The sequence below is a fragment of the Aeromonas sp. FL131 genome (genome assembly GCF_049860615.1).
Taxonomy (GTDB): domain Bacteria; phylum Pseudomonadota; class Gammaproteobacteria; order Enterobacterales; family Aeromonadaceae; genus Aeromonas; species Aeromonas hydrophila.
Window position 1 is genome coordinate 3,594,634 of record NZ_CP187595.1, and the last position, 25,630, is coordinate 3,620,263.

Below are 25,630 nucleotides of genomic sequence, written 5' to 3' on the forward strand. Positions count from 1 at the left end.
GGATATGATACCACTTTGTGCGCGGCGGGGGGCGGCTCAAACGCCTGCCGCCGCCGTTGGAGTGCAAAGATGTGAAGGGGCGCAAACAAGCGCCCCTCTTTGCCTCCCTCAGGCTTGGTCGTCGAGGCAGAGCGCGATGAGCCGCCGCGCTATGGTGCCGTGGGGCGGCAGCCGTGGCAGCGTATCGGCCTCGAAGAAATCGGCGGCCACCAGTTCGTCATCCTGCACCTTGATCTCGCCGCTCTCGTAGTCGGCGGTAAAGCCCATCATCAGGCTATGGGGAAACGGCCAGGGCTGGCTCGCCACGTAACGCACGTTGGTCACCCGGATGCCGCTCTCCTCGAACACCTCCCGCGCCACGCACTGCTCCAGGTTCTCCCCCGCCTCTACGAAGCCGGCCAGCACGGTATACATGGGATCCTCGGCCTGATAGTGACGGCGGTGGGCCGCCAGCAAGATGGCGGGCCCCTTGCGCACCGCCACTATGATGCAGGGGGAGATACGCGGATAGGCGACGTGGCCATGGCGGCACCCTTGCGCCCACTCCCCCGCCTTCGGGCTCATGGGGGCACCGCACTCGCCGCAGAAACGGTGGGTGCGGCGAAAGGTGGCGAGCTGCCAGGCGCGGCCGGCCAGCTGAAAGCCCGTTTCATCACCGGCCACCATCAGCTGGCGCAGGGGGGTCAGGGCCTCGGTGTCAGCCGCCTCCCCCAGATCCAGCAGCAGGCAGGGCAGCCCGTCCCACTCGTCAAAGCGCTCAAAGGCGGCATGCTGCAAGTGGCTGGGCAGACAGGCACGGGGGCCTTGTGGAATGCGTCCCTGCTCATCCAGCAGGACGAGGTGATCGCCCCCCAGCACGAACCAGCGGGCCTGTTCGGTTAATGGCATAGATGCAGCACTCTTTGTTGTGACGTCGGTCGGGATGCGCGCCCGGGGCCGGGCGGCGGTGACGGATGAAAGCGACAACCGGCCACCATATTAAGACGCGGCAAGCCGGGTGGCGACCCCAAGATGGCGGCTTTTCAACGCTCATGAGAACGCCCATGAAAAAGGCCGCCCGCAGGCGGCCTGATGTCGGTCACGGTCGATCAGGCGTCGCCCATCGCCAGCAAAGAGGCGTTGCCGCCCACCGCCGTGGTGTTGATGGTGCGGGTTTTCTCGGTAATGAAACGGCTCAGGTAATGGGGGCCGCCCGCCTTGGGACCGGTGCCGGAAAGGCCCTGCCCGCCGAACGGCTGCACCCCGACCATGGCGCCGATCTGGTTGCGGTTGATGTAGACGTTGCCCACGTTGATGCGGCTCGCCAGCTCCTCGGCATGGGATTCGTTGCGGCTGTGGATCCCCAGCGTCAGACCGTAACCGGTACCGTTGATGTCGCTGATCACCTTGTCCAGATCCCGGGCAGCATAGCGCACCACGTGCAGGATGGGGCCGAACTGCTCGCGGGTCAGCTCGCGGATGGAGCCGATCTCCAGCGCGGTCGGTTGCACGAAGTGGCCACCCAGGGTCACGGCCGACATCGGCGCCTGGGCGATCAGGCGGGCACGCGGGATCATGTGCACCAGGTGTGCATCCAGCCCGGCCTTGGCCTCGGCGTCGATGACCGGGCCGACGTCGGTGTTGTGCTCGGCCGGGTTGCCCACTTTGAGCTCCTGCAGGGCACCGGTCAGGATCTCCAGCACCCGCGGCGCGATCTCTTCCTGCAGGTAGAGCACCCGCAGGGCGGAGCAGCGCTGGCCGGCGCTCTGGAAGGCGGCGCTCACCACATCGCGCACCACCTGCTCCGGCAGGGCGGTGGAGTCGACAATCATGGCGTTCTGGCCGCCGGTCTCGGCGATGAGCGGCAGGATGGCGCCCTCGCGCTGGGCCAGGGTCATGTTGATGAGCTTGGCGGTCTCGGTGGAGCCGGTGAAGCAGACGCCGCCGATGCGGGCATCCGCCGTCAGCTTGGCGCCGACGGTGGCGCCGTCACCCGGCAGCAGTTGCAGCACGTCGCCCGGAATGCCAGCCTGATGGGCCAGGGTCACCGCCAGGTGGGCGATGAGACCGGTCTGCTCGGCCGGCTTGGCGATGACGGTGTTGCCGGTGGCCAGCGCCGCGGCGACTTGTCCCAGGAAAATCGCCAGCGGGAAGTTCCACGGGCTGATGCAGACGAACACGCCACGCCCCTGCAGGAATAGCTCGTTCATCTCGCCGGTGTAGCCGGGCAGCAGGGTGGCCTGCCCCATCAGGCCACGGGCCTGCACCGCGTAGTAACGGCAGAAGTCCACCGCCTCGCGCACCTCGTCGATGCCATCCTGCAGCAGCTTGCCCGCCTCGCGGGTACAGAGGGAGATGAACTGCTCGCGGTTCGCTTCCAGCAGATCCGCCAGTTTCTCCAGCGCGGCGACACGCTCGCTCACCGGGGTCTCGCGCCAGCGCGGGAAGGCGGCATGGGCCGAGGCCAGCGCCTGCTCCACCGCCTGTTCGTCGGCCCAGTGGATCTTGCCCACTAGCTGGCTCACATCCTGCGGGCTCAGCACCACACGGGCCTCGTTGCGCTTGAGGGTCTCGCCATCGACGATGGGGCCCGCCAGCCACTGCTTGCTCTCCAGCTCCTTCAGCTTGGCGAAGAAGGGGCGCTGGATGGAGACGATATTCATGTTGACGCCGCTGGAGTTCTTGCGGTCGCTGAACAGATTCACCGGCTGCGGAATGCGATCGTTGGCCAGGCTGGAGTAGCGCTTGAGGGTGCGCAGCGGATGCTCGGCCAGGGAATCGACCGGGGTGTTGGGATCCACCAGCTTGTGGACGAAGGAGGTGTTGGCCCCGTTCTCCAGCAGGCGACGCACCAGGTAGGGCAGCAGATCCTTGTGGGCGCCGACCGGCGCATAGATGCGGCAGTGCAGGCCGGGATATTCGCTGAGCACGGCGTTGTGCAGCTCCTCCCCCATGCCGTGCAAGCGCTGGAATTCGAACTGGCGATCACCGGCCATCTCCAGAATGCTGACCACGGTGTTGGCGTTGTGGGTGGCAAACTGGGGCGAGATGAAGCCGCGGGTCGGCTCGCTCAGCAGGTAGCGGGCGCAGGCGAGGTAGGAGATGTCGGTGCCCGCCTTGCGGGTAAACAGCGGGTAGCCGGGCAGGCCGGCCTGCTGGGCATATTTGAGCTCGCTGTCCCAGTAGGCGCCCTTCACCAGCCGCACCGGGATCAGGTCCCCCTGCTCGCGGGCCAGCCCGGTCAACCAGCAGAGCACCGGCAGGGCGCGCTTGGAGTAGGCCTGTACCACCATGCCGAGCTTGCCCCAGCCGCGGTTCGCCTCGGAGCGATAGAGCTGCTCGAACAGATCGAGGGAGAGCTCGAGGCGATCCATCTCTTCGGCATCGATGCTGATGGCCACGTCCTTGTCACGGGCGAGGCGCACCAGTCCCACCAGCCGCTCGCACATTTCGCCGAGCACCCGCTCGCGGTTGGCCACGTCATAGCGCGGATGGAGCGCCGACAGCTTGATTGAGATGGAGGGGGCCGGGCCGCCGTCGCTGATACGCTCGTTGCCCACCGCCTCGATAGCGCGCTGGTAGTCACCGAAATACTTGTCGGCATCGGCCAGGGTCAGGGCGGACTCCCCCAGCATGTCGTAGGTGTGGGTGTAACCCTTCTCGCGGGACTTGCGGCTCGCCTTGAGGGCTTCCTTCATGTCGCGCCCCAGCACGAACTGCTTGCCCATGATCTTCATGGCGGCGTACATGGCGGAACGCACCACCGGCTCCCCCAGCTTGTTGACCATGCGGCCCAGCAGGTTGGCCGGGTTGCCATCCAGCTTCTTGTCCAGCTTGATGATCTTGCCGGTCAGCATCAGCCCCCAGGTGGAGGCGTTCACCAGGGTGGAGTCGCTCTTGCGAAAATGGGACGACCAGTTGGCGCCGGAGAGCTTGTCCTTGATCAGGGCATCGGCGGTCTCGGCATCGGGAATGCGCAGCAGCGCCTCCGCCAGGCACATCAGGATGATCCCCTCCTGGGTATCCAGGCTGTACTCCTGCAGGAAGGCGTCGATGCCGTCGCCGGAGCCGCTCTCCTTGCGCACCTTGGTCACCAGGGTGCGGGCACGCTGGGTCACCCGTTCCAGCGAGGCGCCGTCCCCCGGCAGCATGGCCGACAGCTCGGCCAGATAGGCATTTTCATCCACCACGTAGTTCTGGGTGATGGCTTCGCGCAGGGCGGCCAGATCGGAGGGAACATAGTCAGCGGCAAGCACTTGGGTAGCTTTGAACATATGGGGTCTTCCTGTACGCCCTAGGGCTGATATCGACGAAGGCGGCCGTGCCGCCGAAACGCCGATAATGTATACAATATCAACCCATAGATGAAATGAAATTGTTGCCTGTTATTAACAAAGATCGCTGATTGGCTCATATGACGCACGATATCGGCCCCATATGCTAACCAGACAAAATTCATGGCCTTATTTTGTATACAATTTTTCTCAAGGCAAAAAAGAAGGGTCGCCATGGCGACCCTTCACTCTGCTTCCGACAGCCGTTGTCAGTTCATCCAGCGATCGCCGCGGCTGCGACGACGGGGCAGCATGGGCAACAGGATGCCGAGCAGGATGCCGCCACCCACCATGGCACCACCGCGGATGAACCAGTCCATCTGCATGTCGTGCTCCTGGTTGTCGTAGCTCTGGGTCAGGGCGTCGTTCTGCTCTTTGAGATTGCCCATCTCCTCGCTCTGGCTGGCCAGCTGAGCCTTCAGGCTGGCGATCTCCTTGCTCTGCTCGGCGAGCTTGCCATCCTTCTCGGTGAAGCGTTTCTCGTTGTCACCGTTGAGGTTCAGCAGGCGGGCCTTGGCCTCTTCCAGCTCTTTTTGCACCTGGGGCAGCCGTTCGCGCAGGCTGATCTCGCCCTGCAGCTCGCTGCTCTTGATCCAGCCTTCACGGCCACGACCATCCACCACCTGGGTGAAACCGGCTTCGTTGTTCACTGCCTTGACGTCCAGCGGCTCACCCGCCTTGACGCTGCCAAGGATCCGGTACTGGGTACCCGGACCATTGTGAATAAAGGTAAAGATGTTGTCTGAAACATAACGGGTATCGGCCAGTGCCTGTTGGGCACACAAGCAGATCAGGATCCCGAGAAGGGCGCGCATGGTCGATCGGTTCTCTTCGTTTGGTTAGGTGACTGGCGAATGTTAAGCCGCCTGCGGGTCAAAGGACAAGCAAAGAAAAGTGGCGCCCCCCGAGCTGAGAGCTGGCTCGCAACTTGTCTGCGCCGCGACGCGACCATTCCGGACGCCGCAGCCTATTTCTGTTTCAGTGCCTTCACCTCGTCCCGCAGGGCACGCAGCTCCTGCAACAACAGATCCTGCTGCGCGCTCTGGTGATGACGCCACTTCTCCAGCTCGCCATCCCCCCGCCCCGGCTGCAGAAACAGGCTGGCCATGAAACCGCTGATGGCGCCGAACAGGCCGACCCCGAACAGGATCAGCAGGCTGGCGACGAAACGCCCTTGCTCCGTCTTGGGCACCAGATCGCCGTACCCCACGGTCGACAGGGTCACCAGGGTCCACCAGAAGGCATCGTAGGGGGTCTGGATCTGGCTGCCGGGCTGGCCCGATTCGATCAGATACATGACCCCGGAACCGACCCCCAGCAGCAGGAAGAACAGGAACAGGATGCCGGAGAGGGTGGTCTCGTTGCGCTCGCGACGGAACATGGCGAGCAGATCCGGCTGATCCCGCAGCAGCCGGTAGACCCGCCACAGCTGAATGAGCCGTGCCCAGCGCAGCTGCTCCACCATCGGCAGGCTGCCCGGCAGATAGAACCAGTTGGCCTTGAAGAAGGCCATCCGGTCGGAGGCGCGGGCCCAGCCATAGGCGAAGTGGGCGAGGAAGAAGTAGCAGATCAGACTGTCGACGTCATAGAACAGCTGCAGGGTCTGGGGGGTGAGCTGGGCATGCCCCCACCAGCGGGCCGTGACCAGCAAAACCGAGATCACCGACAGAAACGCCATCAGCAGATCCATGGCGCGCAGATGAGTTAAGTGATGTCGCATACATTTTCCCACTTTAGGCACGGTGCGAATTAATAAAAAGGAAGATAATGCCGATAGTCCTGAGGACAAAGGAAAACCGGTCATTAAAAGGAGAAATATTATGCAGTTAAACCCGCTGGAGAGGCGAATGAGCAATATCCGGCTGGTACCCAAAGTGGTACTGCTCATGGTGTTCAGTACTGTGCTGCTGCTGGTCAAGCTCTGGTTCGACGCCAGCAATCTGGAAACCACCCTGCTCAGCGAAGGCATCGCGCCCGACAAGGCGGACACTATCGCCAACAGCCTGCTCTGGACCGGGTTGATGGAGACCGCCATCATGGGGTTGCTGTTCGTGGTGCTGCTGCTGACCGGCTCGCGCCTGATGGTCAAGCAGGTGCACTATCTGGTGGGCCTGCTGGAGCGCTTCGCCCGCAAGGATCTGAGCCACCGGGTACTGCTCAAGTCCCGTGACGAGTTCGGTGACATCGCCAAGGCGGTGGCCCACTCCCAGGAGAACCTCAAGGAGGTGTTCGGCACCCAGCGCGTCGCCTGCAAGGAGCTCAACGACATCGCCTCCCAGGTCACCCTTTGCATGGAAGAGGCCAACGAGGCCATCAGCGAGGAGTTCACCCAGATTGAACAGCTGGCCAGCGCCATGAGCCAGATGGTGGGCGCCATTCGCGAGGTGGCCGCCCATGCGGAGCAGGCCTCCCACGCCACCGCCGAGACCAGCCTGCTGGCCGAGGAGGGCAGCCGCTGCGTGGCCGCCACCGTCAACACCATAGATACCCTCTCCGGCAACATTCAGCGCTCCTCCACCGTGGTCAATCAGGTGGAACAGGGGGTCGAGCAGATTGGCTCCGTTGTGGATACCATTCGCGGCATCTCGGAGCAGACCAACCTGCTGGCGCTGAACGCCGCCATCGAAGCCGCCCGCGCCGGCGAGGCCGGCCGCGGCTTCGCGGTGGTCGCCTCCGAGGTGCGCGAACTGGCCAACCGGGCCCAGGCCGCCACCGTCGAGATCCAGAAGATGATCGAGCAGTTGCAGGGCAACGCCCGCCAGGCCGCCGAACTGATGGCCCAGAGCGTGCAGCAGGCCGACAAGGGGGTGGAACAGGTGACCCAAGCCGGCGACCAGCTCGCTACCATAGTGCAGAGGGTACAAGGGGTGGCCGACATGAACCGCCAGATCGCCGCCGCCTCCGAGCAGCAGAGCTCGGTGGCCGAGGAAATGAGCGGCAACCTGGAGCAGGTCAAGCAGGTGGTAGAGGGCTCCGTGGTGGTGCTGCGCGAGCTGCAGGAGGCCTCCGAACTGGTGGAGCGCCACAGCCAGACCCTGGATACCCATATCCAGGCCTTCAAACTGGCCTGACGGGCGTCATCTCACAGACAGGAAGGGATGGCTCAGCACAGCCAGCCCCTGGACAGCACTCATCATTCAGGTCTTCAAACTGGCCTGACACAGGGCCGCTGTTGTTGAACGTCGCAATCCGGTTAGACTGGAAGGCCCCACGAGGGGCCTTTCTTTTTTCATCGCGGCAAGGAGCCAGGATGCAAACCACAGAACTTGCGCTTGAAATCAGCGCCGACAAGGGACGGCTCGACGTGCCGCTGATCCACCGCTTCTTGTCTGAAGAGGCCTACTGGTGTCGCGGCATTCCCCTTGCCACCCTGCAGCGGGCCATCAACCATTCGCTCTGCTTTGGCGGCTACCTCGGCGCTCAGCAGGTCGCCTTCGCCCGGGTCATCACCGACCGGGCCACCTTCGGCTATCTGGCCGACGTGTTTGTCCTGCCTGAGCATCGCGGCCGGGGCTACAGCAAGGCGCTGGTGGCGGCCATGCTCGACCATCCCGAGTTGCAGGGATTGCGCCGCCTCTCCCTCGCCACCTCGGATGCCCACGGCCTCTACGCCGGTTTCGGCTTCGTGCCACCCGCCAGCCCCGGCAGCCTGATGGAGATCTACCACCCCGATATCTACCAGCGCACCTGAATGGCCGGCTGCCGATAATTCCCGCCGGATCATGCTTCTCGCCCCTGCGCTGTGACGCGGGGGCCTGACAGTGCTAGATTGGCAGCCAGCTTTTTATCCGGCAGTTTCGTTAATCACAAGGACGGCAACCGTGGCCCAGCACTCTCCCTCTTTCTCCGCCTTCTCCCCCCTGCTGCAGGAGCTGGCCCAGCGCCACTGGCAACGGCTGATTGAACTGGCCCCCGACTATGGCAACCAACCCGAGTCGGTGCGCCAGACCCTGCTGACCCTGCTCGGCCTCTCCGATTTTGTCGCCGATTCCCTCTTCAAACAGCCGGAGTTGCTGACCGAGCTGCTCGCCTCCGGCGATCTGGATCAGGCCGAGCGCTGGCCCGCCTACCAGCACGATCTGACCGCCCTGCTGGCCGAGGTGGACGACGAAGAGGCGCTCAAGCGCATCCTGCGCCAGTTCCGTCGCAGCCGCATGCTGGTGATCGCCTGGCGCGAGCTGCTGGGTCACGCGGCGGTGGAAGAGAGCTTTATCCACCTCACCAGACTGGCGGATGCGCTTATCTGCGCGACCCGCGACTGGCTCTACGCCAAGCAGTGCGGCGAGCTGGGCACCCCGATGGATGGCAACGGCAACCCGCAGCCACTGCTGATCCTCGGCATGGGCAAGCTGGGGGGCGGTGAGCTCAATTTCTCCTCGGACATCGACCTTATCTTCACCTTCCCCGAGAACGGCTACACGGTCGGCGGGCGGCGCGAGCTCGCCAACCAGCAATTCTTCATCAAGCTGGGCCAGCGCATCATCAACGCCCTGCACCAGGGCACGGTCGACGGCCAGGTGTTTCGGGTCGATATGCGGCTGCGCCCCTTTGGCGATGCGGGGCCGCTGGCCATCTCCTTTGCCGCCATGGAGGATTACTACCAGCACCACGGCCGCAACTGGGAGCGCTACGCCATGGTCAAGGCGCGGGTGCTGGGGCCTCAGTGCGAACACGCGGTGGAGCTGGCCGAGATGCTGCGCCCCTTCGTGTTTCGCCGCTATATCGACTTCGGCGTCATCGACGGCCTGCGCCAGATGAAGGCGATGATCGCTGCCGAGGTGCGCCGCAAGGGGCTGGAGGGCAACATCAAGCTGGGGGCCGGCGGCATTCGCGAGGTGGAGTTCATCGCCCAGGCGCTGCAGCTGATTCGCGGCGGCCGTGAGCCGGCGCTGCGGGTGCGCCACCTGCCGGAGGCGCTGGCCGCCATCGCCCAGTGCGGCGCCCTCGAAGCCACCCATTGCGACCGCCTGCTGACGGCCTATCGCTTCCTGCGCCGGGTCGAGAACATATTGCAGGAGATCGGCGATCAGCAGACCCAGACCCTGCCCACCGAGGAGCGGGATCGCCAGCGGCTCGTCGCCGCCCTCGGCTTTGCCGACTGGGGCGCCTTCATGGCCCATCTGGACGAGGAGATGGCCGCCGTCCATCAGGAGTTCGCCGCCGTGGTGGGGGAAGAGAAGGAGGCCCCCGCCCATCTGGAGCAGCTCTGGCTCGATCTCTGGCGCACCGAGCTCGACGCCGCCGAGCTGGAGCAACTGCTGATTGCGCAGGGGGTGGCTGAGCCTGCCTCGCTCTGCGGTGCCCTGCTGCGTTTCAAGGAGGAGTACAAGCGCCGTCAGGTGGGCCCGCAGGGGCGCATCGCGCTGGACTGGCTGATGCCGGAACTGCTGCGCCTGGTGGTCGCCAGCGAGCAACCTGCCCGCCTGTTCGAGCGGGTGTGCGAGCTGCTGACCCGCATCTTCACCCGCAGCGCCTATCTGCAACTGCTGGCGGAGAACCCGGGCGCCCTGCGCCAGCTGGTACGGCTGTGTGACGCCAGCCATCTGGTGAGCGAGCAGCTGGCCCGCTACCCGATTTTGCTGGACGAGCTGCTCGATCCCCAGCACCTCTACCACCCCACCCCGCTCGATCAGTACAAGCCCCAGCTGCGCCAGTTCCTGCTGCGCATCCCCGAGGAGGACGTGGAGCAGCAGATGGAGGCGCTGCGCCAGTTCAAGCAGGTACAGCTGCTGCGCATCGTGGCGGCCGACATCGCCGGCGCCCTGCCGCTGATGAAGGTGAGCGACCACCTCACCTGGCTGGCGGAGGCGATCACCGAAGAGGTGGTCAATCAGGCCTGGGCCCAGATGAGCGAGCGCTACGGGGTACCGCCCGAGGTGGCGGTGAGCGGCCAGCGCGGCTTTGCGGTAGTGGCCTACGGCAAGCTGGGCGGTATCGAGCTCGGCTACGGCTCGGATCTCGACCTGGTGTTCCTGCACGGTGGCGACCCCAACAGCTACACCGACGGGCGCAAGCCCATCGACAGCCGCCAGTTCTACTTGCGCCTGGCCCAGCGGATCCTGCACCTGTTCAGCACCCGTACCCCCTCCGGCATCCTTTACGAGATCGATATGCGGCTGCGCCCCTCCGGCGACTCAGGCCTGCTGGTCTCGTCGCTGTCGGCCTACGAGCTGTATCAGCAAAACGAGGCCTGGACCTGGGAGCATCAGGCACTGGTGCGGGCCCGCCCCATCTATGGCGATGAGGCGGTGATCGCCGAGTTTGCCCGCATCCGCCGCGCCGTGCTGGCCAAGGAGCGCGACCTGCCGACCCTGGCCCGCGAGGTGCGCGAGATGCGCCACAAGATGCGGGATCACCTGCTCAAAGCCGGTGCCGGTGAGTTCGATCTCAAGCAGTCCCCCGGCGGCATGGTGGACATCGAATTCATCGCCCAGTACCTGGTGCTGGCCCATGCCTGCGGCGAACCCGAGGCGCTCACCCGCTGGTCCGATAACGTGCGCATCTTCGATGAGTGCGTGCTGGCGGGGGTACTCACGCTGGAGCAGGCGGAGGGGCTCAAGCACGCCTATCTGGAGATCCGCAACCTCGGCCATCGCCTCAACCTCTCCGAGGTCTCCCGCAAGGTGGGAGACGACAGGTTGCTGCCGGAGCGCGGCCATGTGCTGGCGGTCTGGCAACAGCTGCTGGGGGAATAAACCGAAGGGGCGCCGAGGCGCCCCTTCTCATTGCTCGGGGCAACAATGGACAAATATTCTCCATATAAAACTCAATAGCGGTGAGCTAGATCCTGTTTCAAGAATACAAGCCTTGGAATCGTATGGCGCTTTGCTGAATATAAGCAGAGGTTATGGGTATCTGTCCCCCATTATTCTGACCAGGGATGATGGTGGGGAATATAGCGTTAAAAAGTAGAACTTTGCCGCCATACAGAGAGGAAGAAATGGATTTTTCAGAACAGCTACAGAGTCTATCCAAGAAAATTGCTCAACAGTCATCGATGATCACGACTGAAGAAGCTGTAATGACCCACTGAAATCCTGCTCAGGTCATAATGAGTGGAGATCACAGACATGAGCATCACGATGGACGAAGAAATCAAACGTTGGACGGCCAAGCGCAAGTCCGCCTTGGTCATGGAAATCATTCAGGGCAAGACCACCGTCGCCGAAGCGGCTCGAGCCTTTGATTTGCCGCCCTCCGAGATTGAAGAATGGGTAGATGACGCCAAACGGGGCATGGAAAACGCCTTACGGGCCAAGCCACTGGATATTCGCGAGCAGTACGAGAAGCAGCTCAAGGAACTCCAGGAAGCTTATGGCGAGGCCATGCTGGAGTTACGCGCCAGAAAAAAGCTGGCCTCCCTGCTGGGCGAGGACGACAGATAGTCGCCGATGTTCAGCAGGGATTACGCGCAGAAGGTATTGATGTCTCCGTCAGCAAGCTCTGCCGCTGGTTTGGCCTGCCGCGTCGTAGTTGGTACTACCGCAGCGTCAAGGCCGCGCCCAAGCTTCAGGAGCATCTGGTCACCCCGATCAAAAACATGATTGAGGAGAACCCATCGTTCGGTTACCGGACGGTTGCAGCCCTGTTGGGGTTCAACAAGAACACGGTACAGCGCATCTTCCAGCTCAAGGGCTGGCAAGTTCGCAAGCGTCCGGTTGGGTTTCGCCCCCGGATCCAGGCCCTGCCTTCGGTGGCCTCAGCGCCCAACCAACGCTGGGCGACGGACCTATGCCGGATCTGGGCTGGTCGCGATGGCTGGTGTTCCTTGGCGCTGGTGATTGATTGCCATACCCGTGAACTACTGGGATGGCATCTCTCGCGCAGTGGTAAATCGAAAACGGCCGAGGCAGCGCTGGAGCAAGCCTTAATTGCTCGCTTCGGCAGCTTGGGACGAGTTGCATCGCCGTTTTTGTTACGTAGCGACAATGGGTTGGTGTTTACCAGCCGCAACTACACAGCACTGGTGAAGAGCTATGGGTTGCAGCAGGAGTTCATCACGCCGTACACGCCGGAACAAAACGGCATGGTCGAGCGGGTGATCAGAACGCTCAAGGAGCAGTGTGCCCATCGGCAGAGGTTCGAGACCTTGCAGCATGCCAGTCGGGTGATTGGCGACTGGATCCAGTTTTACAACCAGAAGCGTCCTCACCAGGCGCTAAAGATGAAAACACCGGCGCAGGCCTATGCCGAAGCCGCTTAGTTGTGCAGGAACGGCTGGGTCATTACAAAGCGACCAAAAATGCCTTTGTCATGCCGTTTCTCAACCGCGTTCTCGGTTACGATGTCTTTGACCCCACCGAGGTAATCCCTGAGTTCACCGCAGACACCGGTATCAAAAAGGGAGAAAAGGTTGACTATGCCATCCTCAAGGATGGTCAAGTTCAAATTTTGGTTGAATGTAAAAAATACAGTGAAAAACTGTCTGCAAAGCACTCAGGTCAACTCTTCCGTTATTTCTCGGTAACCAATGCCAGAATTGGCATTCTCACTAATGGCGCTCAATATGAGTTTTATACCGACTTGGATGCGCCGAATAAAATGGATGAAAAACCTTTTCTGACACTTGATCTTGAGGACATAGATGAGCATGTAGTTCCTGAGGTATTAAAACTGACTAAAACAGCTTTCGATGTTGAGTCAGTTGTTGATGCAGCTGGAGAACTTAAATATCTTAGCCAGATAAAGAAACTACTTGCTGAGCAGTTCGCCTCTCCAGAGGAAGATTTTGTCAAATTTTTTGCGTCTCGAATTTATGATGGTGTACTTACTGCCAGGGTAAAACAGTCGTTCACGGATATCACCAAGAAAGCTCTGAATCAGTTCCTCAACGATAGCATCAATGCCAGATTGAAATCTGCAATAGGTAACAGTGTCAGCACCTCGTCTGTCTCATCAGCCTCAGAGAGTGAGCTACCGAATGACAACAGTGAAAATGATAACAACAAAGAAAAATCTAGAGTAGATACAACTATTGAAGAAATGGAAGCATTCAACGTTGTAAAAGCTATTCTCAGACAGAAATTTGATGTTGCTAGAATTGCGCCGAGGGATACCCAGAGTTATTTTGGGATTCTGCTTGATGATAATAACCGAAAACCACTTTGCAGATTACATTTTAACTCTCGCCAAAAGTATATAGGGCTGTTTGACGCTGAAAAGAAAGAAACTAGACACCCGATTGACTCAATAGATGAAATTTTCACTTTTGCAGATCAATTACTTCATACAACTGCTGTCTACGAATAATCCTGCTATTAGGGGGAGATTCCTCCCCCTTTAATTCAAAATACAAATATCAGTCACCTTATTTAAATCAGGCCGTGATCCATCACAGTCTCCACCAGCACCTTGTTGAAGCGCCGATAGCCCTGCTCATCGAGCGGGGCCGGATAGCTCAGCACCCGCAGCGCATGGCCTTGATGACCCGGCTGATAGGGCGGGTGCACGTGATCATGCTCGTTCAGGCAAAAACCCAGCGACTGGTAGAAGCGCAGCCGGCGCAGGGCGATCTCGTCCTCTGGCGGATCTATCTCCAGGATGACCGGGCGCCCCGCCGTCTCGCAGAAGGCGGCAAGCAGGCGTGAGCCGTGGTTCTGGCCGCGCAGGGCCGGGTTGATGGCCAGGTGTTCGATGTAGATCTGCTCGCCGCAGTCCCACCAGAAGATGAAGCCGAGCAGCTGCTCGCCCTGATAAAAGAGCTGACAGCGAAAGCGGGAGTCTCCCATCTTGAGCTGTTGATGCTGCGGCTGGCGCTGTTCGTAGCGGGGAAAGCTGCTGCCGTAGATCTGCCAGACCAGCGGCCAGTCCGGATGGGATGTCTCTCTTGCGATTTCACTTCGACTCATTCATCTGCTCCTCGGTAAAACCACAGTGATACCATCTTTGTCCGGCCCAAACACCCCTCTCTTTTGCTACCGACGCAGACTGCATTGAACTTCCACACCTTGCACAAGCGCAGCCAAAAATGCACAGAGCCCGCACGGGGCGGGCTCTGCATGGCGATAACGCGAAAGGCTGGGGCTATTTGAACAAGCCCTTGAGCAGCTGGTCGGCCACCCCCTTTACCCCTTCGTTGTCGGCCTTGTCACCCAGCAGCTTCTTGAGACCGCGCTCGGCCTCCTTGCGGGCCTTATCCTCCAGCAGTTTGTTGTTGCTGAGCAATTCCTTCACGTCGAGCCGGTAGCTCGGCGCCTGCCAGTGGCCGCCGATGCGCACCGGTATGGTGATGTCCTTGAGCTCGTCCACCGTCTTGCCCCCCTGCCCCTTGCTGCTCTCCACCACAGAGGTGAGGAACAGGAAGTCGAGGGTCTCCGGCACCAAGGCGGTCTGGCCCTGCCCCTTCACCCGCAGGGCGGGGGCAAACAGCTGGATGTCGTCGCTCCTGGCAACCCCGTCGGCAATCCGGAAGCTGGCGGTGAGCGCGCTGAAGTCGGTCTTGCGCACCTCCTTCACCTGATCCGCCCCCTTGCCGGTCAGGGTGGCCCGCGCCTCGCGGATCATCTCCGCCAAGTTGATGCCGTGCAGGGCACCGTCGCTCAGTCTGAGGCTCACCTTGCCCTGCATCCGGCTGCGCAGCGCCTGCTCGGAGAGTCCTGAGCCCTGTGCCTCGACCTCCAGATCCCCCTTGCCTTCCAGCAGGTCGGTCTGGGCCAGGGTCTGCAGCAGCGGCCGCACATCGACCCCCTGCACCCGCTTGTGCACCTGATAGCGGGCCGGTAGCTGACGGGCATCGAGCACGCCGCTGGCGGTCACCTGGCCGCCGGCCACGCCGGCGCTGAACTGCTTGAGGGTGAGCTGACCACCGGCCAGGGCCAGTTGCAGATCGACGGCGCTCAGATCCAGCCCCTTGAGGCGCAGGCTGCCCAGTTGCAGTCGGCCAGCCAGGTCCACCGCCTTGAGGGCGGTAAGATCCGGTTCGGCCGTGGAGAGCGCCTTGGCGGCGGGCGCGGCGGTCTGCGCCTGTGCTCCGGCCGGCGCGGCGGCGCCCGAGGTGGCGGTCGCAGGCGCCGCCTTGGCCGGCTGACCGAGCCAACTGTCGAGATCCAGCTTCTCCCCCTTGAGGTCGAACTCCACCTTGGGCACGGCACCCAGCTGCACGCTGCCGTTGCCGCTCAGCAGGGCGTCATCCACCCCCATCACCAGGTTGCTGAGGGTGACAGCCTGTTTGCCCAGCTCGGCGCGGGCAAAGCCCGCCAACTTCACCTGCATCTGCGGGCGCGGCAGGGCATCGCCGCTGAGCTTGGCGGCCAGCACGGCATCCGATATCTCCAGCAGTTGCCGGTTTTCATCGAGCCGCGCCTTGAGCGTTCCCTCCAGGGTTCCGGCCAGGGTCGGTTTGTCCGCCGCCCCCTGTGCCCCCTGCAGACTGAGGGTGAGGCTGCTCCACTGCCCCAGTGCCAGCCGGTCGGCCTTCAGGGAGAAGGCATCCAGCCGCTGGGTCGGTTCGCTCAGGCTCCCCGCCAGCGCGACGTCTTTCAGCTCGCTGCGGCTGGCATCGGGCGCCAGCTTGAGCTGGGCCGACCCCTTGAGATCAAACGCCAGCTCACCCTGGGCTCCCTTGGCGGCCAGGGTCACCGGCACCCATTGATCCACGGCCAGCTGGCCCAGGTTCAGGTCCAGCTGTTCGAGGCGGGAGACGGTGCCGCTACGATCGTCCTGCAGCAGGGCGCTGGCCTGTTGCAGCGCCACCCCTTGCAGACTGATCTGCCAGGGCTGCTTGTCACTGGCGGGCGGGGGCGTCGTTGCGGCGGGCTCGGAGGTCGTCGCCTCCCCCTTGGGCTCGGCGGAGGCCTTGAGCAGATCGCTCAGGTTGGAGCTGCCGTCAGCCTTGGTCTGGATAAACAGATGGGCGCCGCTCAGGGTCACCTTGCCGATCTCAAGCTTGTGGGAGAGCAGCGGCAACAGGCCCACCGAGGCCTCCCCGCGCGTGAAACGCACCAGGTCGGGCTCGGCAAAGCCGGCGGGGTTGCGCAGCGCCACCTGCTCGAGGGAGAGGCCGAGGCTTGGCCAGAAACGCCAGCCGATCGCCCCCTCCATCACCAGCTCGCGACCGGTGCTCTTGCGCACCTGCTCCACCAGCTGGGGCTTGAACTGATTGGGATCGATGAGGGACACCAGGGCGGCGATGGCCACCACGGCCGCCAGCGCCAACCCCAGCAGGATGTAGATGATCTTCTTCACGATGGACTCCTTGAATGCGGATCTTGTTGCTGACTATACCACCGGGGGGATGACAGATGGGGCCCGTCTGCCAAAACGGGCCAGCGGCGAGACAGGGATGGTCGCAGCTAGTGCTGCCAGCGCAGCCCTGCCAACGCGCGGCAATGAAAAGGGCCCCGCAGGGCCCTGATGATAGTGGATGGCTGGCGCCCCTCTCGCCCGGATCAAGGCTGACGCGGCAACTGCTGATAGCCCATCTCGTACAGGGTGAAGGCATAGATGTCCGCACTCTGCTCGATCAGCTTCGCCACCGGCGTGCCCGCCCCGTGCCCGGCATTGGTCTCGATGCGGATGAGCTGGGGACGGGGGCCGCCATTGTCGGCCTGCAGAGTGGCAGCAAACTTGAAGGAGTGAGCCGGCACCACCCGATCGTCGTGATCCGCCGTGGTCACCAGGGTCGAGGGGTAGCTGACCCCGGGCCGGACGTTGTGCAGAGGCGAGTAGCCCTTCAGGTAGTCGAACATCGCCTCGCTGTCGGCACTGGTGCCGTAGTCATAGGCCCAGCCCGCTCCGGCGGTGAAGGTGTGGTAGCGCAACATGTCGAGCACCCCCACCGCCGGCAAGGCGACCCGCATCAGATCCGGCCGCTGGGTCATTACCGCCCCCACCAGCAGACCGCCGTTGGAGCCACCGCGGATCGCCAGCCGCTCGGTGCGGGTGTAGCCCTCGGCCTTGAGATACTCGGCCGCCGCGATGAAGTCGTCGAACACGTTCTGCTTGTTCATCCTGGTGCCCGCCAGGTGCCAGGCCTGGCCGTACTCGCCGCCCCCGCGCAGGTTGGCCACCGCATAGACGCCCCCCAGATCCAGCCAGTTGGCCACCGACACGCTGAAGCTCGGAGTCAGGCTCACGTCGAAGCCGCCGTAGCCGTAGAGGATGGTCGGGTTGCTGCCATCGAGTTTCAGCCCCTTGCGGTAGCTGATGATGAGCGGCACCCGGGTGCCGTCCTTGCTCTGGTAGAAGCGCTGCTCGGAGACGTAATCCGCTGGCTTGAACGGCGCCGCCGAGGCGCGATAGAGGCTGATGGCGCCGCTTTTTGGCTCGAACCGGTAGAGAGTGGGCGGCTGGGCATAGTTCTCGAAGCCGAAGTAGAGGGCGGGATCATCGTGCTTGCCGTTGAAGCCGCTGACGCTGCCAAGGCCGGGCAGCGCCACCTCGCGCACCCGCTTGCCTTCGTAGTCGAACTGTTCGACCCGGGCGGTGGCATCCACCATGTACTCGGCGAACAGATAGCAGCTGCCGCTGTGCACCGTCAGCACCTGCTGACGCTCGGGGATGAGATCACGCCAGCGGGCCGGCCCCGGGTTGGCGGCATCCACCGTCACCAGCCGGCGGTTGGGGGCGTCCCGGTTGGTCAGCAAATAAAGCGTGCTGCCCTTGTTGTCCACCAGGCTCACGTCCGCATCCAGATCCCCCTGCACCGTCAGCAGCGGCGCGTTCTCCTGGCTCAGATCCTTCACATAGAGGCGGTTGCCGGAGGTGGAGTTCGCCGCCGAGATGAGCAGGAAGCGGTCATCCTCGGTGACGGTCGCCCCCACGTAGCGGTGGTGCTGGGCAGGAATGGCGCCGAACACCAGCCGGTCATCCTCCTGCACCGTGCCGAGCCGGTGGAAATAGACCTTGTGCTGATCGGTCTTGGCCGACAGCTCGCTGCCATCCGGCTTGTCGTAGCTCGAGTAGAAGAACCCCTCGTTGCCGAGCCAGCTGATGCCGCTGAACTTCACGTCCTTGAGGGGCGCCTCCAGCGGCTGCTTGCTTTCCACGTCCATCAGGTGGATCTCGCGCCAGTCGCTGCCGGCCAGCGACAAGGAGTAGGCCAGGATGCGGCCATCGCGGGAGAAGCTCAGCTGATCCAGCGCCGTGGTGCCGTCGGGGCTGAGGGTATTGGGATCGAGGAACACCTCGGCCGGCTTGCCCTCCAGCTGGCGCCACAGCACGTTCTGGTTCTGCAGGCCGTCGTTCTTGAAGAAGTAGTGGTAGCGTCCCTCACGAAACGGCGCCCCCTCCTTGGCATAGTTCCAGGAAGAGGCCAGCTTCTCCTTGATGGCGGCACGATACGGGATCTGTGCCAGGTAGTCCCGGGTCACGGCATTCTGGGTCTTGACCCAGGCCTCGGTCTCGGGGCTGCGATCATCCTCCAGCCAGCGATAGGGGTCGGCCACGGCCTGGCCGAAGTAGTGATCCACCTGCTCACCCTGACGGGTGACGGGGTAGTGAAGGCGCGCTTTCCCTGACATGGCATCCTCTTTGGTTGACTGGCCACTGCATGCACACAGCAGTGACAGGGCCAGCAGGCTGACAATGGCTCGCATCGATGCGGCTCCCTGCGATTTCGGGTGAAGCGGGCAGGTTAGCAAAGAGTGCCGGACGGCCCAACCCCCCAGCGGGTGACCAGGCGACATGAACGGGCAACCGCCACAACCCTGACCAATCGGAGTCATATGAATTTTTTCGCTTAGGTTTGCCAGTTTATTTTGTTTGTTATCCGGCACTTGGGTCACAGGATGGAATAAGCGACTGACCATCTCGACTCATTCAGGATAAAGCATGCCGTACAGTTACCTATCACATCTGCGTTGCAGCAAGTCCGGCGAGATTGTGGATGCCGATCAGCCCCAGCAGCTGAGCCCGGTCGGCGCCCCCTTGCTGGCCAGCTACGACCTCGAGGCCCTGAAGCAGGCCTGGCATCCGGCCGCCCTGCTGGGACGCCCCGCCAGCCTGTGGCGCTACCACGAGCTGCTGCCGGTGCGCGACCCCGCCCAGGTGGTCACCCTGGGGGAAGGCTTCACCCCGCTGTTGCCGCTGCCGCGCCTCGGCAAACAGGTCGGCATTCCGGATCTCTGGATGAAGGATGAGAGCCTCACCCCCACCGGCTCCTTCAAGGCCCGCGGCGCCGCGGTCGGCGTCTCCCGCGCCCGCGAACTCGGCGTCACCCACTTCGCCATGCCCACCAACGGCAACGCCGGCGCGGCTTGGGCACTCTACGGTGCCCGCGCCGGCTTGCGCAGCACCATAGTCCAGCCGCAGGCGGCCCCCGCCATCACAAGACTGGAGAGCGCCCTGGCCGGTGCCCGCCTCTATCTGGTGGACGGCCTCATCAGCGACGCCGGTCGCCAGGTGGCCGAAGCGGTGGCGCAGCAGGGGCTGTTCGATGCCTCCACCCTCAAGGAGCCCTATCGCATCGAGGGCAAGAAGACCATGGGGTTTGAAATCGCCGAGCAACTCGGCTGGACCCTGCCGGACGTGATCCTCTACCCCACCGGCGGCGGGGTCGGCCTCATCGGCATCTACAAGGCGCTGCGGGAATTGCAGGAGCTGGGCTGGGTGCAGGGGCCACTGCCGCGACTGGTGGCGGTGCAGGCGAGCGGCTGCGCCCCCATCGTCCAGGCCTGGCAGCAGGGAGAGCGCGAGTCGCGCTTCTGGCCCGACTCCCAGACCCTGGCGTTCGGCATCAACGTGCCCAAGGCGCTGGGGGATTTTCTGGTGCTGGACGCCCTCTATCGCACCGAGGGCTGCGCCGTCGCGGTGGAAGATGGCGCCATCCAGCGCGAGCTGCGTCAACTCGCCTCCCAGGAGGGCTGCTTCGTCTGCCCGGAAGGGGCGGCCGCCTTCGCCGCCGCCCGCCAGTTGCGGGAAGCGGGCTGGATCCAGGGGGGCGAGCAGGTGGTGGTGCTCAACACCGGCGCCGGCATCAAGTACCCGGACGCCATCACGGTCGTGCCCCAGCGGCTGCGCCGCGACGGGAGGATCCCGGCATGAGCTTCGACTGGTCCTTTGTTCTCACCACCCTGCCGGCGTTCGGCCAATCGGTCTGGGTCACCCTGCAGCTCGGCGCCATCGTGATCCTCACCTCGCTCACCGTGGCGCTGCTCAATGTGACGCTGCAAAGCCTGCACAAGCCCTGGCTGAACGGGGTGATCCGCGCCTATGTGGAGCTGGCCCGCAACACGCCGCTCTTGATCCAGCTGTTCTTTCTCTATTTCGGGCTGCCGGCGCTCGGCCTGTCGCTGTCGGGCTTTGCCACGGCGGTGATCGCCATGACCTTCCTCGGCGGTGGCTACCTGACCGAGGCGCTGCGGGCCGGGGTGCAGGCCGTACCCACCAGCCAGCTGGAGGCCGGGCGAGCCATCGGCCTCTCTCGCTGGCAGCTGCTGCGCCACGTGCAGCTGCCCCAGGCCTGGCTTGCCAGCCTGCCGGCGCTGTTTGCCAACTTCATCTTTCTGCTGAAAGAGACCACGGTGGCCTCGGCGGTGGCGGTGCCGGAACTGCTCTACACCACCAAGAACTACATCGCCCTCTACTACAAGACCTACGAGATGCTGGCGGTGCTGACCTTGATGTGCGTGCTGATCTTTCTGCCGCTGTCCCTTGCCCTGCGCGTCGTTGAAAGGAGGCTGCAACATGGTCAGTTCGGTCACTGAATCGCTGATGCAGGCATCGATCGTCCTGCTACCGCTATCACTCGTCACCGAGGTGCAGGAAAGGAGGGATCAATATGGTCAGTCCGGTCACTGAGCCACTGATGCAGGCATCGATCGTCCTGCAGCCACCGTCATTCGCCACCCATGCACCAGAAAGGAGGGATCAATATGGCCAGTCCGGTCACTGAGCAGCTGACGCAGGCGCTGCCGCTGCTGGCGGTGGGCGCGGGTCAGACCCTCGCCATCTCGCTGCTCGCCATCCTGTTCGCCACCCTGGGCGGAGTCGGTTACGGCGTGCTGGCCCAGCAGGGGGGAAAGCTGACTCGGGGAGTGTTGCGGGTCTATCTGGAGCTGTTTCGGGTGGTCCCCGTGCTGGTCTGGCTCTACCTCTTCTTCTTCGGGCTGCCGATCTTCTTTGGCGTAGACATCCCTGCCTTCTGGTGCGCCGTGCTGGTGCTGGCCCTCTGGGGCGCCAGCGAGGTGGGTGAAGTGGTGCGCGGCGGTCTCAAGTCCCTCGCCCGCGGCCAGCAGGAGGCCGGCCTGGCGCTCGGGCTCTCCCGCTGGCAGCTCTATCGCCACGTGCTGCTGCCCCAGGCGCTGCAACGGCTGACGCCGCCGACCATCAACATCTACACCCGCATCATCAAGACCAGCTCGCTGGCGGTGCTGATCGGGGTGGTGGAGGTGATCAAGGTGGGCCAGCAGATCATCGAGCGCACCTATGGCTCGTTGCTTATCTACGGTCTGCTGTTCCTGTTTTTCTTTCTGGTCTGCTATCCGCTCTCGCTCGCCTCGCGCCGGCTGGAGCAACAATGGGGTAATGCGGTATGACACCTCTGCTTGAGCTCAATGCTGTCAGCAAACAATTCGGCCAAAACCGGGTACTGGACGAGGTCAGCCTCACGGTGCACGCCGGGGAAGTGATCGTCATCCTGGGACCGAGCGGCTGCGGCAAGAGCACCTTGCTGCGCACCCTCAACGGGCTCGAACCGATTCAGGGGGGCGACATTCGCTTCGATGGAGAGCGGCTGAATGCCAGCACCGACTGGCAGCGGCTGCGCCAGCGCATCGGCATGGTGTTCCAGAGCTATCACCTCTTCCCCAACCTGACGGTGCTGGAGAACGTGCTGCTCGGCCCCCTTCAGGTGCAAAAACGAGAGCGGCAGGAGGCCCTGCTGCAAGCCGAGCAGCTGCTGACCCGCATCGGTCTGTGGGAGCGGCGCCATGACTATCCACGCCAGCTCTCCGGCGGCCAGCAGCAGCGCATCGCCATCGTGCGGGCCCTGTGCATGAACCCGCAGGTGATGCTGTTTGACGAGGTGACCGCTGCGCTGGATCCCGAGATGGTGCAGGAGGTGCTGGAGGTGATCCGCGATCTCGCCGGCAGCGGCATGACCCTGCTCATCGTCACCCACGAGCTGGCGTTCGCCCAGGCGGTGGCGGATCGCATCGTCTTCATGGACGGCGGCCACATTCTGGAGCAGGCCGCCCCCCACCAATTTTTCGAGAACCCGCGCAGCCAGCGTGCGCGCCAGTTCCTCGCCAAGTTTTCTTATACCAATGTCATCAAACGAAAGGAGTCAGCATGAAAAAAATCACCTCGGTTCTGTTCAGTGCCTTGTTGGGACTGGGTCTCGCCAGCGGCGCCGCCCATGCGGCGGACGGTTCTCTCGACAAGATCAAGGCGCGTGACAAGCTCATCGTCGGCGTCTTCACCGACAAGCCCCCGTTTGGCTATGTGGACGAGAAGGGCAACTACGTCGGCTTTGACACCGACCTCGGTCGCCGTTTCGCCAAGGATCTGCTGGGGGACGAGAACAAGGTCGAGTTCGTGGCGGTAGAGCCCGCCAGCCGCATCCCCTTCCTGCAGAGCGACAAGGTGGACCTCATCCTCGCCAACATGACGGTGACCCCGGAGCGGCGGCAGGTGGTGGACTTCACCAACCCGAACCTGCGAGTCGCGGTGCAGGTGCTGGTGCCACAAGGGAGCCCGGCCAAGCAGCTCGATGACCTGGCCAGCAAGACCCTGATCGTCACCACCGGCACCACGGCCGACATCTGGCTGACCCGCAACCACCCGGACTGGAAGGTGCTCAAGTTCGAGAAGAACACCGAATCCCTGCAGGCGCTGGCTCAGGGCCGTGGCGACGCCTATGCCCAGGACAACCTGGTGCTGTTCAGCTGGGCCAAGGAGAACCCAGGCTATCGGGTGCTGCCCGAGAAGTTGGGCTCGGAAGACCCCATCGCGCCGGCGGTGAAGAAGGGCAATATCGAGCTGCGGGACTGGGTCAACGACCGTCTCGCCAAGCTGGGGGAAGAGAAGTACCTGCTGAAACTCTACGACCAGTATGTGCGCGACAAACTGAGCGCCGATACCGATCCCAATGACGTGATAGTGGAAGGAGGCAAGTGGCAGGGCTGAGCCTGCCAGAAGTGCTGAGAGTGTGATGTGTGTGAAGTCTTGGTTCCGTTGGTCCGCAAACCGCAAGGTTTGACCTTTCAGGCGTCTCCCTCGGGTGGCGCCTTTTTTTCGCATGGGAAAAAGAACCGGGCCAGGGGCCCGGTTGAAAACCCGCGCAGAGCAGGCTGTGTCACGTCGATGACACGGTTCAGGCTGCCGGACTGGCACAGGGTGCCGTCCGGCCAACTCGCCAGGCCACCGAGGCGGGATGAGCCCTCGGCAGCGCCGGCGAATGGGGTGGCGCCGCGGGCGCCGAAGAGAGAGCCTACTCCCGCTCCAGTGCGTGGATGGGGTCCATCCGCGCCGCCCGCCGCGCCGGGAAGAAGCCAAACAGCACGCCGATGAGGCTGGAGCAGAAGAAGGCCATCAGCACGGCGTCCAGGGAGTAGCTCAGGGTGAACTGGCTGCTGAAATGCTCGAACAAGACGCCGATCAGCAGGGAGAGCAGCACCCCGGCCGCCCCGCCCAGCAGGCAGACCAGCACCGCCTCGATCAAGAACTGCTGCAGTATGTCGCCGGTTCTGGCCCCCACCGCCATCCGCACGCCGATCTCGCGGGTGCGCTCGCTCACCGACACCAGCATGATGTTCATCACCCCGATGCCACCCACCACCAGGGAGATGAGCGCAATCATGGCGATCAGCAGGGTCAGGGTGGCATTGGTGCTGGTGATCGCCTGGCGGATGCTGTCGGTGTTGAGCACGAAGAAATCCTGAGCGCCGTGCCGTTCACGCAGCAAGCGGCTGATACCATCCTCGGCGGCGGCCAGCGCCACCTCGTCCTGCACCCGCACGCTGATGCTGCGCAGGTAGCTCTGGCCCAGCATCCGCGTCATGGCCGTGGTATGGGGGATCCAGACGTTGAGGTTCTCGTCGCTGCCAAAGCCGCTCTGATTGCGGGCCACCACCCCGATCACCCGGCACGGCAGGCTCCCCAGCAGGATCACCTGACCGAGCGGCGACTCCCCCGCACCGAACAGGCGCGCCAGGCTGTTCTCGTCGATCACCACCTCCTGCGCCAGAGCGCTCACGCTGGCGGCATCGAACAGCATGCCCTGCAGCAGTCGGTAGCCACGCACTTGGAAGAACTGCTCCCCCACCCCGTTCACCGAGCCCAGCACCGCCTGGCTGCCCCGACGCAGGGTGACGCTGGTGGCCAGACTGGGGGTCACGCTGTGCACATAACCGAGCCTGGTCAGGGCCTCGGCATCCTCCACCCTGAGGGTCTGGACCGCCTCGGCCCGCCGATCACCGAAGCCGCTGCCGGGGAAGATCTCCAGGGTGCTGGTGCCCATGGCATTGATGTTGGCCAGCACCTGCTGCTGGGAGCCGCGTCCCAGCGCCACCACCGACACCACGGCGGCGATGCCGATGATGATGCCGAGCATGGTGAGGAAGGTGCGCATGCGCTGGGCCTGCATGGCCAGCAGCGCCATCTTGAAGGCGGCGCCGAGCCGCCCGGCCAGACCGCCGCGCCCTCCTGTGTCGGCACGGGGAGTCGTTGGCGCAGGAGACGGCGATGCCGGCTCGCGACAACGGTCGGCCACCACCTCGCCATCTTTGAGCTCGATGATCCGCTCGGCCTGTTCGGCGATCGCCATGTCGTGGGTCACCAGCACCAGCGTGTGGCCCTGCCGATGGAGCGCGCCCAGGATGTCGAGCACCTCGGCCCCGCTCTGGCTGTCGAGGGCGCCGGTCGGCTCGTCCGCCAGGATCACCTGACCGCCGTTGATGAGGGCACGGGCAATGCTGACCCGCTGCTGCTGGCCGCCGGAGAGCTGGCTCGGCTTGTAGTCGAGTCGGCTGCCGAGCCCGAGCCGCTGCAGCAGGCTCTCGGCCCTCGCCTTGCGCGCATCGCCGGCCAACCCGGCATAGAGGGCGGGCAGCGCCACGTTGTCGCGGGCACTGAGATCCCCCAGCAGGTGGTAGCGCTGAAAGATGAAGCCGAAGTGCTCGCGGCGCAGGGTCGCCAGCGCATCGGCCGTCAGCCGGCTCGTCTCCCGTCCGGCCACCCGATAGCTACCCTCGCTCGGCTGATCGAGGCAGCCCAGAATATTGAGCAGGGTCGATTTGCCGGAGCCGGAGGCGCCGACGATGGCCACCATCTCGCCCCGCGCTATGGTCAGATCGATGCCCTTAAGCACCTCGACGCGCCGCTCCCCGTCACCAAAATGGCGGCGGATCCCGCTCAGTTGCAGCAATGGTTCCCTCATG

At 63.5% G+C, this 25,630-nt stretch carries 19 protein-coding genes; 11 read left to right on the forward strand and 8 right to left on the reverse strand.

What is annotated here, in order from left to right; translation table 11 throughout:
* Window positions 1–108: 108 nt before the first annotated feature.
* The 4 genes from nudC to ACPW75_RS16645 form a co-directional block, all read right to left on the reverse strand.
* Window positions 109–888 carry an NAD(+) diphosphatase gene (gene nudC / locus ACPW75_RS16630; protein ID WP_077096119.1) on the reverse strand — a complete coding sequence of 260 codons (780 nt, stop codon included), beginning with the start codon at window positions 886–888 and terminating at the stop codon, window positions 109–111.
* 200 nt (window positions 889–1,088) lie between these two features.
* Window positions 1,089–4,253 (reverse strand): bifunctional proline dehydrogenase/L-glutamate gamma-semialdehyde dehydrogenase PutA, encoded by a 3,165-nt coding sequence (gene putA, locus ACPW75_RS16635; RefSeq protein WP_077096120.1) that lies wholly within the window; start codon window positions 4,251–4,253, stop codon window positions 1,089–1,091.
* 269 nt (window positions 4,254–4,522) lie between these two features.
* Complete coding sequence (locus ACPW75_RS16640) at window positions 4,523–5,128, reverse strand: TIGR04211 family SH3 domain-containing protein (protein ID WP_077096121.1); 606 nt, start codon at window positions 5,126–5,128, stop codon at window positions 4,523–4,525.
* A 152-nt stretch (window positions 5,129–5,280) separates the two neighbouring features.
* The gene (locus tag ACPW75_RS16645; RefSeq protein ID WP_039214669.1) at window positions 5,281–6,102 is read right to left on the reverse strand and encodes a potassium channel family protein; all 822 of its coding nucleotides are present in this window, start codon (window positions 6,100–6,102) and stop codon (window positions 5,281–5,283) included.
* 31 nt (window positions 6,103–6,133) lie between these two features.
* Here ACPW75_RS16645 and ACPW75_RS16650 point away from each other — a divergent pair, with 31 nt between their 5' ends.
* From ACPW75_RS16650 to ACPW75_RS16675, 6 genes are all read left to right on the forward strand, one after another.
* Window positions 6,134–7,384, forward strand: a complete 1,251-nt coding sequence (locus ACPW75_RS16650; protein WP_029302409.1) for a methyl-accepting chemotaxis protein — start codon at window positions 6,134–6,136, stop codon at window positions 7,382–7,384.
* 179 nt (window positions 7,385–7,563) lie between these two features.
* Complete coding sequence (locus ACPW75_RS16655) at window positions 7,564–8,004, forward strand: GNAT family N-acetyltransferase (RefSeq protein ID WP_017410669.1); 441 nt, start codon at window positions 7,564–7,566, stop codon at window positions 8,002–8,004.
* A 130-nt stretch (window positions 8,005–8,134) separates the two neighbouring features.
* A complete protein-coding gene (glnE, locus tag ACPW75_RS16660) occupies window positions 8,135–11,008 on the forward strand; it encodes a bifunctional [glutamate--ammonia ligase]-adenylyl-L-tyrosine phosphorylase/[glutamate--ammonia-ligase] adenylyltransferase (RefSeq protein ID WP_179101397.1) in 2,874 nt (957 codons plus the stop codon).
* Window positions 11,009–11,383: 375 nt separating this feature from the next.
* Window positions 11,384–11,698, forward strand: a complete 315-nt coding sequence (locus ACPW75_RS16665; protein WP_039026396.1) for a transposase — start codon at window positions 11,384–11,386, stop codon at window positions 11,696–11,698.
* A gap of 35 nt (window positions 11,699–11,733) precedes the next feature.
* A complete protein-coding gene (locus ACPW75_RS16670; RefSeq protein ID WP_223936907.1) occupies window positions 11,734–12,516 on the forward strand; it encodes an IS3 family transposase in 783 nt (260 codons plus the stop codon).
* Between the two features lie 50 nt (window positions 12,517–12,566).
* Window positions 12,567–13,562 carry a type I restriction enzyme HsdR N-terminal domain-containing protein gene (locus ACPW75_RS16675; protein ID WP_425904472.1) on the forward strand — a complete coding sequence of 332 codons (996 nt, stop codon included), beginning with the start codon at window positions 12,567–12,569 and terminating at the stop codon, window positions 13,560–13,562.
* 62 nt (window positions 13,563–13,624) lie between these two features.
* Here the strand turns inward: ACPW75_RS16675 and ACPW75_RS16680 are convergent, their stop codons facing one another.
* The 3 genes from ACPW75_RS16680 to ACPW75_RS16690 form a co-directional block, all read right to left on the reverse strand.
* Window positions 13,625–14,161 carry a GNAT family N-acetyltransferase gene (locus ACPW75_RS16680; protein WP_077096123.1) on the reverse strand — a complete coding sequence of 179 codons (537 nt, stop codon included), beginning with the start codon at window positions 14,159–14,161 and terminating at the stop codon, window positions 13,625–13,627.
* A 175-nt stretch (window positions 14,162–14,336) separates the two neighbouring features.
* Window positions 14,337–16,496, reverse strand: a complete 2,160-nt coding sequence (locus ACPW75_RS16685; RefSeq protein ID WP_252411297.1) for an AsmA family protein — start codon at window positions 16,494–16,496, stop codon at window positions 14,337–14,339.
* Between the two features lie 203 nt (window positions 16,497–16,699).
* On the reverse strand, window positions 16,700–18,847 hold the full coding sequence (locus ACPW75_RS16690; protein WP_077096125.1) for a prolyl oligopeptidase family serine peptidase: 2,148 nt from the start codon (window positions 18,845–18,847) through the stop codon (window positions 16,700–16,702).
* A gap of 235 nt (window positions 18,848–19,082) precedes the next feature.
* On the opposite strand from ACPW75_RS16690, the gene ACPW75_RS16695 reads away from it, so the two are divergent.
* The 5 genes from ACPW75_RS16695 to ACPW75_RS16715 all read left to right on the forward strand — a co-directional run bounded on the left by ACPW75_RS16695 (window position 19,083) and on the right by ACPW75_RS16715 (window position 23,378).
* The gene (locus tag ACPW75_RS16695) at window positions 19,083–20,294 is read left to right on the forward strand and encodes a threonine synthase (RefSeq protein ID WP_077096126.1); all 1,212 of its coding nucleotides are present in this window, start codon (window positions 19,083–19,085) and stop codon (window positions 20,292–20,294) included.
* Window positions 20,291–20,956: an amino acid ABC transporter permease gene (locus ACPW75_RS16700; RefSeq protein ID WP_077096127.1), complete on the forward strand. Its 666-nt coding sequence runs from the start codon at window positions 20,291–20,293 to the stop codon at window positions 20,954–20,956. The genes ACPW75_RS16695 and ACPW75_RS16700 overlap by 4 nt, the downstream gene beginning before the upstream one ends.
* A gap of 168 nt (window positions 20,957–21,124) precedes the next feature.
* Window positions 21,125–21,787, forward strand: coding sequence for an amino acid ABC transporter permease (locus tag ACPW75_RS16705; RefSeq protein ID WP_077096128.1), 663 nt, complete (start codon window positions 21,125–21,127; stop codon window positions 21,785–21,787).
* Entirely contained in the window at window positions 21,784–22,545 is a 762-nt protein-coding gene (locus ACPW75_RS16710; RefSeq protein WP_077096129.1) for an amino acid ABC transporter ATP-binding protein, read from the forward strand. Before ACPW75_RS16705 ends, ACPW75_RS16710 begins: the two co-directional genes overlap by 4 nt.
* Complete coding sequence (locus tag ACPW75_RS16715) at window positions 22,542–23,378, forward strand: transporter substrate-binding domain-containing protein (protein ID WP_011704713.1); 837 nt, start codon at window positions 22,542–22,544, stop codon at window positions 23,376–23,378. The genes ACPW75_RS16710 and ACPW75_RS16715 overlap by 4 nt, the downstream gene beginning before the upstream one ends.
* 304 nt (window positions 23,379–23,682) lie before the next feature.
* Here the strand turns inward: ACPW75_RS16715 and ACPW75_RS16720 are convergent, their stop codons facing one another.
* A complete protein-coding gene (locus ACPW75_RS16720; RefSeq protein WP_077096130.1) occupies window positions 23,683–25,629 on the reverse strand; it encodes a MacB family efflux pump subunit in 1,947 nt (648 codons plus the stop codon).
* Between the last annotated feature and the right edge of the window lies 1 nt (window position 25,630).

Bases quoted from the DNA above. Each gene is read 5' to 3' on its own strand.
- ACPW75_RS16675 (WP_425904472.1), top strand. From the start codon at position 12,567: ATGCCGTTTCTCAACCGCGTTCTCGGTTACGATGTCTTTGACCCCACC.
- putA (WP_077096120.1), bottom strand. From the start codon at position 4,253: ATGTTCAAAGCTACCCAAGTGCTTGCCGCTGACTATGTTCCCTCCGAT.
- ACPW75_RS16640 (WP_077096121.1), bottom strand. From the start codon at position 5,128: ATGCGCGCCCTTCTCGGGATCCTGATCTGCTTGTGTGCCCAACAGGCA.
- ACPW75_RS16695 (WP_077096126.1), top strand. From the start codon at position 19,083: ATGCCGTACAGTTACCTATCACATCTGCGTTGCAGCAAGTCCGGCGAG.
- ACPW75_RS16720 (WP_077096130.1), bottom strand. From the start codon at position 25,629: ATGAGGGAACCATTGCTGCAACTGAGCGGGATCCGCCGCCATTTTGGT.
- nudC (WP_077096119.1), bottom strand. From the start codon at position 888: ATGCCATTAACCGAACAGGCCCGCTGGTTCGTGCTGGGGGGCGATCAC.
- ACPW75_RS16665 (WP_039026396.1), top strand. From the start codon at position 11,384: ATGAGCATCACGATGGACGAAGAAATCAAACGTTGGACGGCCAAGCGC.
- ACPW75_RS16710 (WP_077096129.1), top strand. From the start codon at position 21,784: ATGACACCTCTGCTTGAGCTCAATGCTGTCAGCAAACAATTCGGCCAA.
- ACPW75_RS16655 (WP_017410669.1), top strand. From the start codon at position 7,564: ATGCAAACCACAGAACTTGCGCTTGAAATCAGCGCCGACAAGGGACGG.
- ACPW75_RS16700 (WP_077096127.1), top strand. From the start codon at position 20,291: ATGAGCTTCGACTGGTCCTTTGTTCTCACCACCCTGCCGGCGTTCGGC.
- ACPW75_RS16680 (WP_077096123.1), bottom strand. From the start codon at position 14,161: ATGAGTCGAAGTGAAATCGCAAGAGAGACATCCCATCCGGACTGGCCG.
- ACPW75_RS16715 (WP_011704713.1), top strand. From the start codon at position 22,542: ATGAAAAAAATCACCTCGGTTCTGTTCAGTGCCTTGTTGGGACTGGGT.
- ACPW75_RS16705 (WP_077096128.1), top strand. From the start codon at position 21,125: ATGGCCAGTCCGGTCACTGAGCAGCTGACGCAGGCGCTGCCGCTGCTG.
- ACPW75_RS16690 (WP_077096125.1), bottom strand. From the start codon at position 18,847: ATGCGAGCCATTGTCAGCCTGCTGGCCCTGTCACTGCTGTGTGCATGC.
- ACPW75_RS16650 (WP_029302409.1), top strand. From the start codon at position 6,134: ATGCAGTTAAACCCGCTGGAGAGGCGAATGAGCAATATCCGGCTGGTA.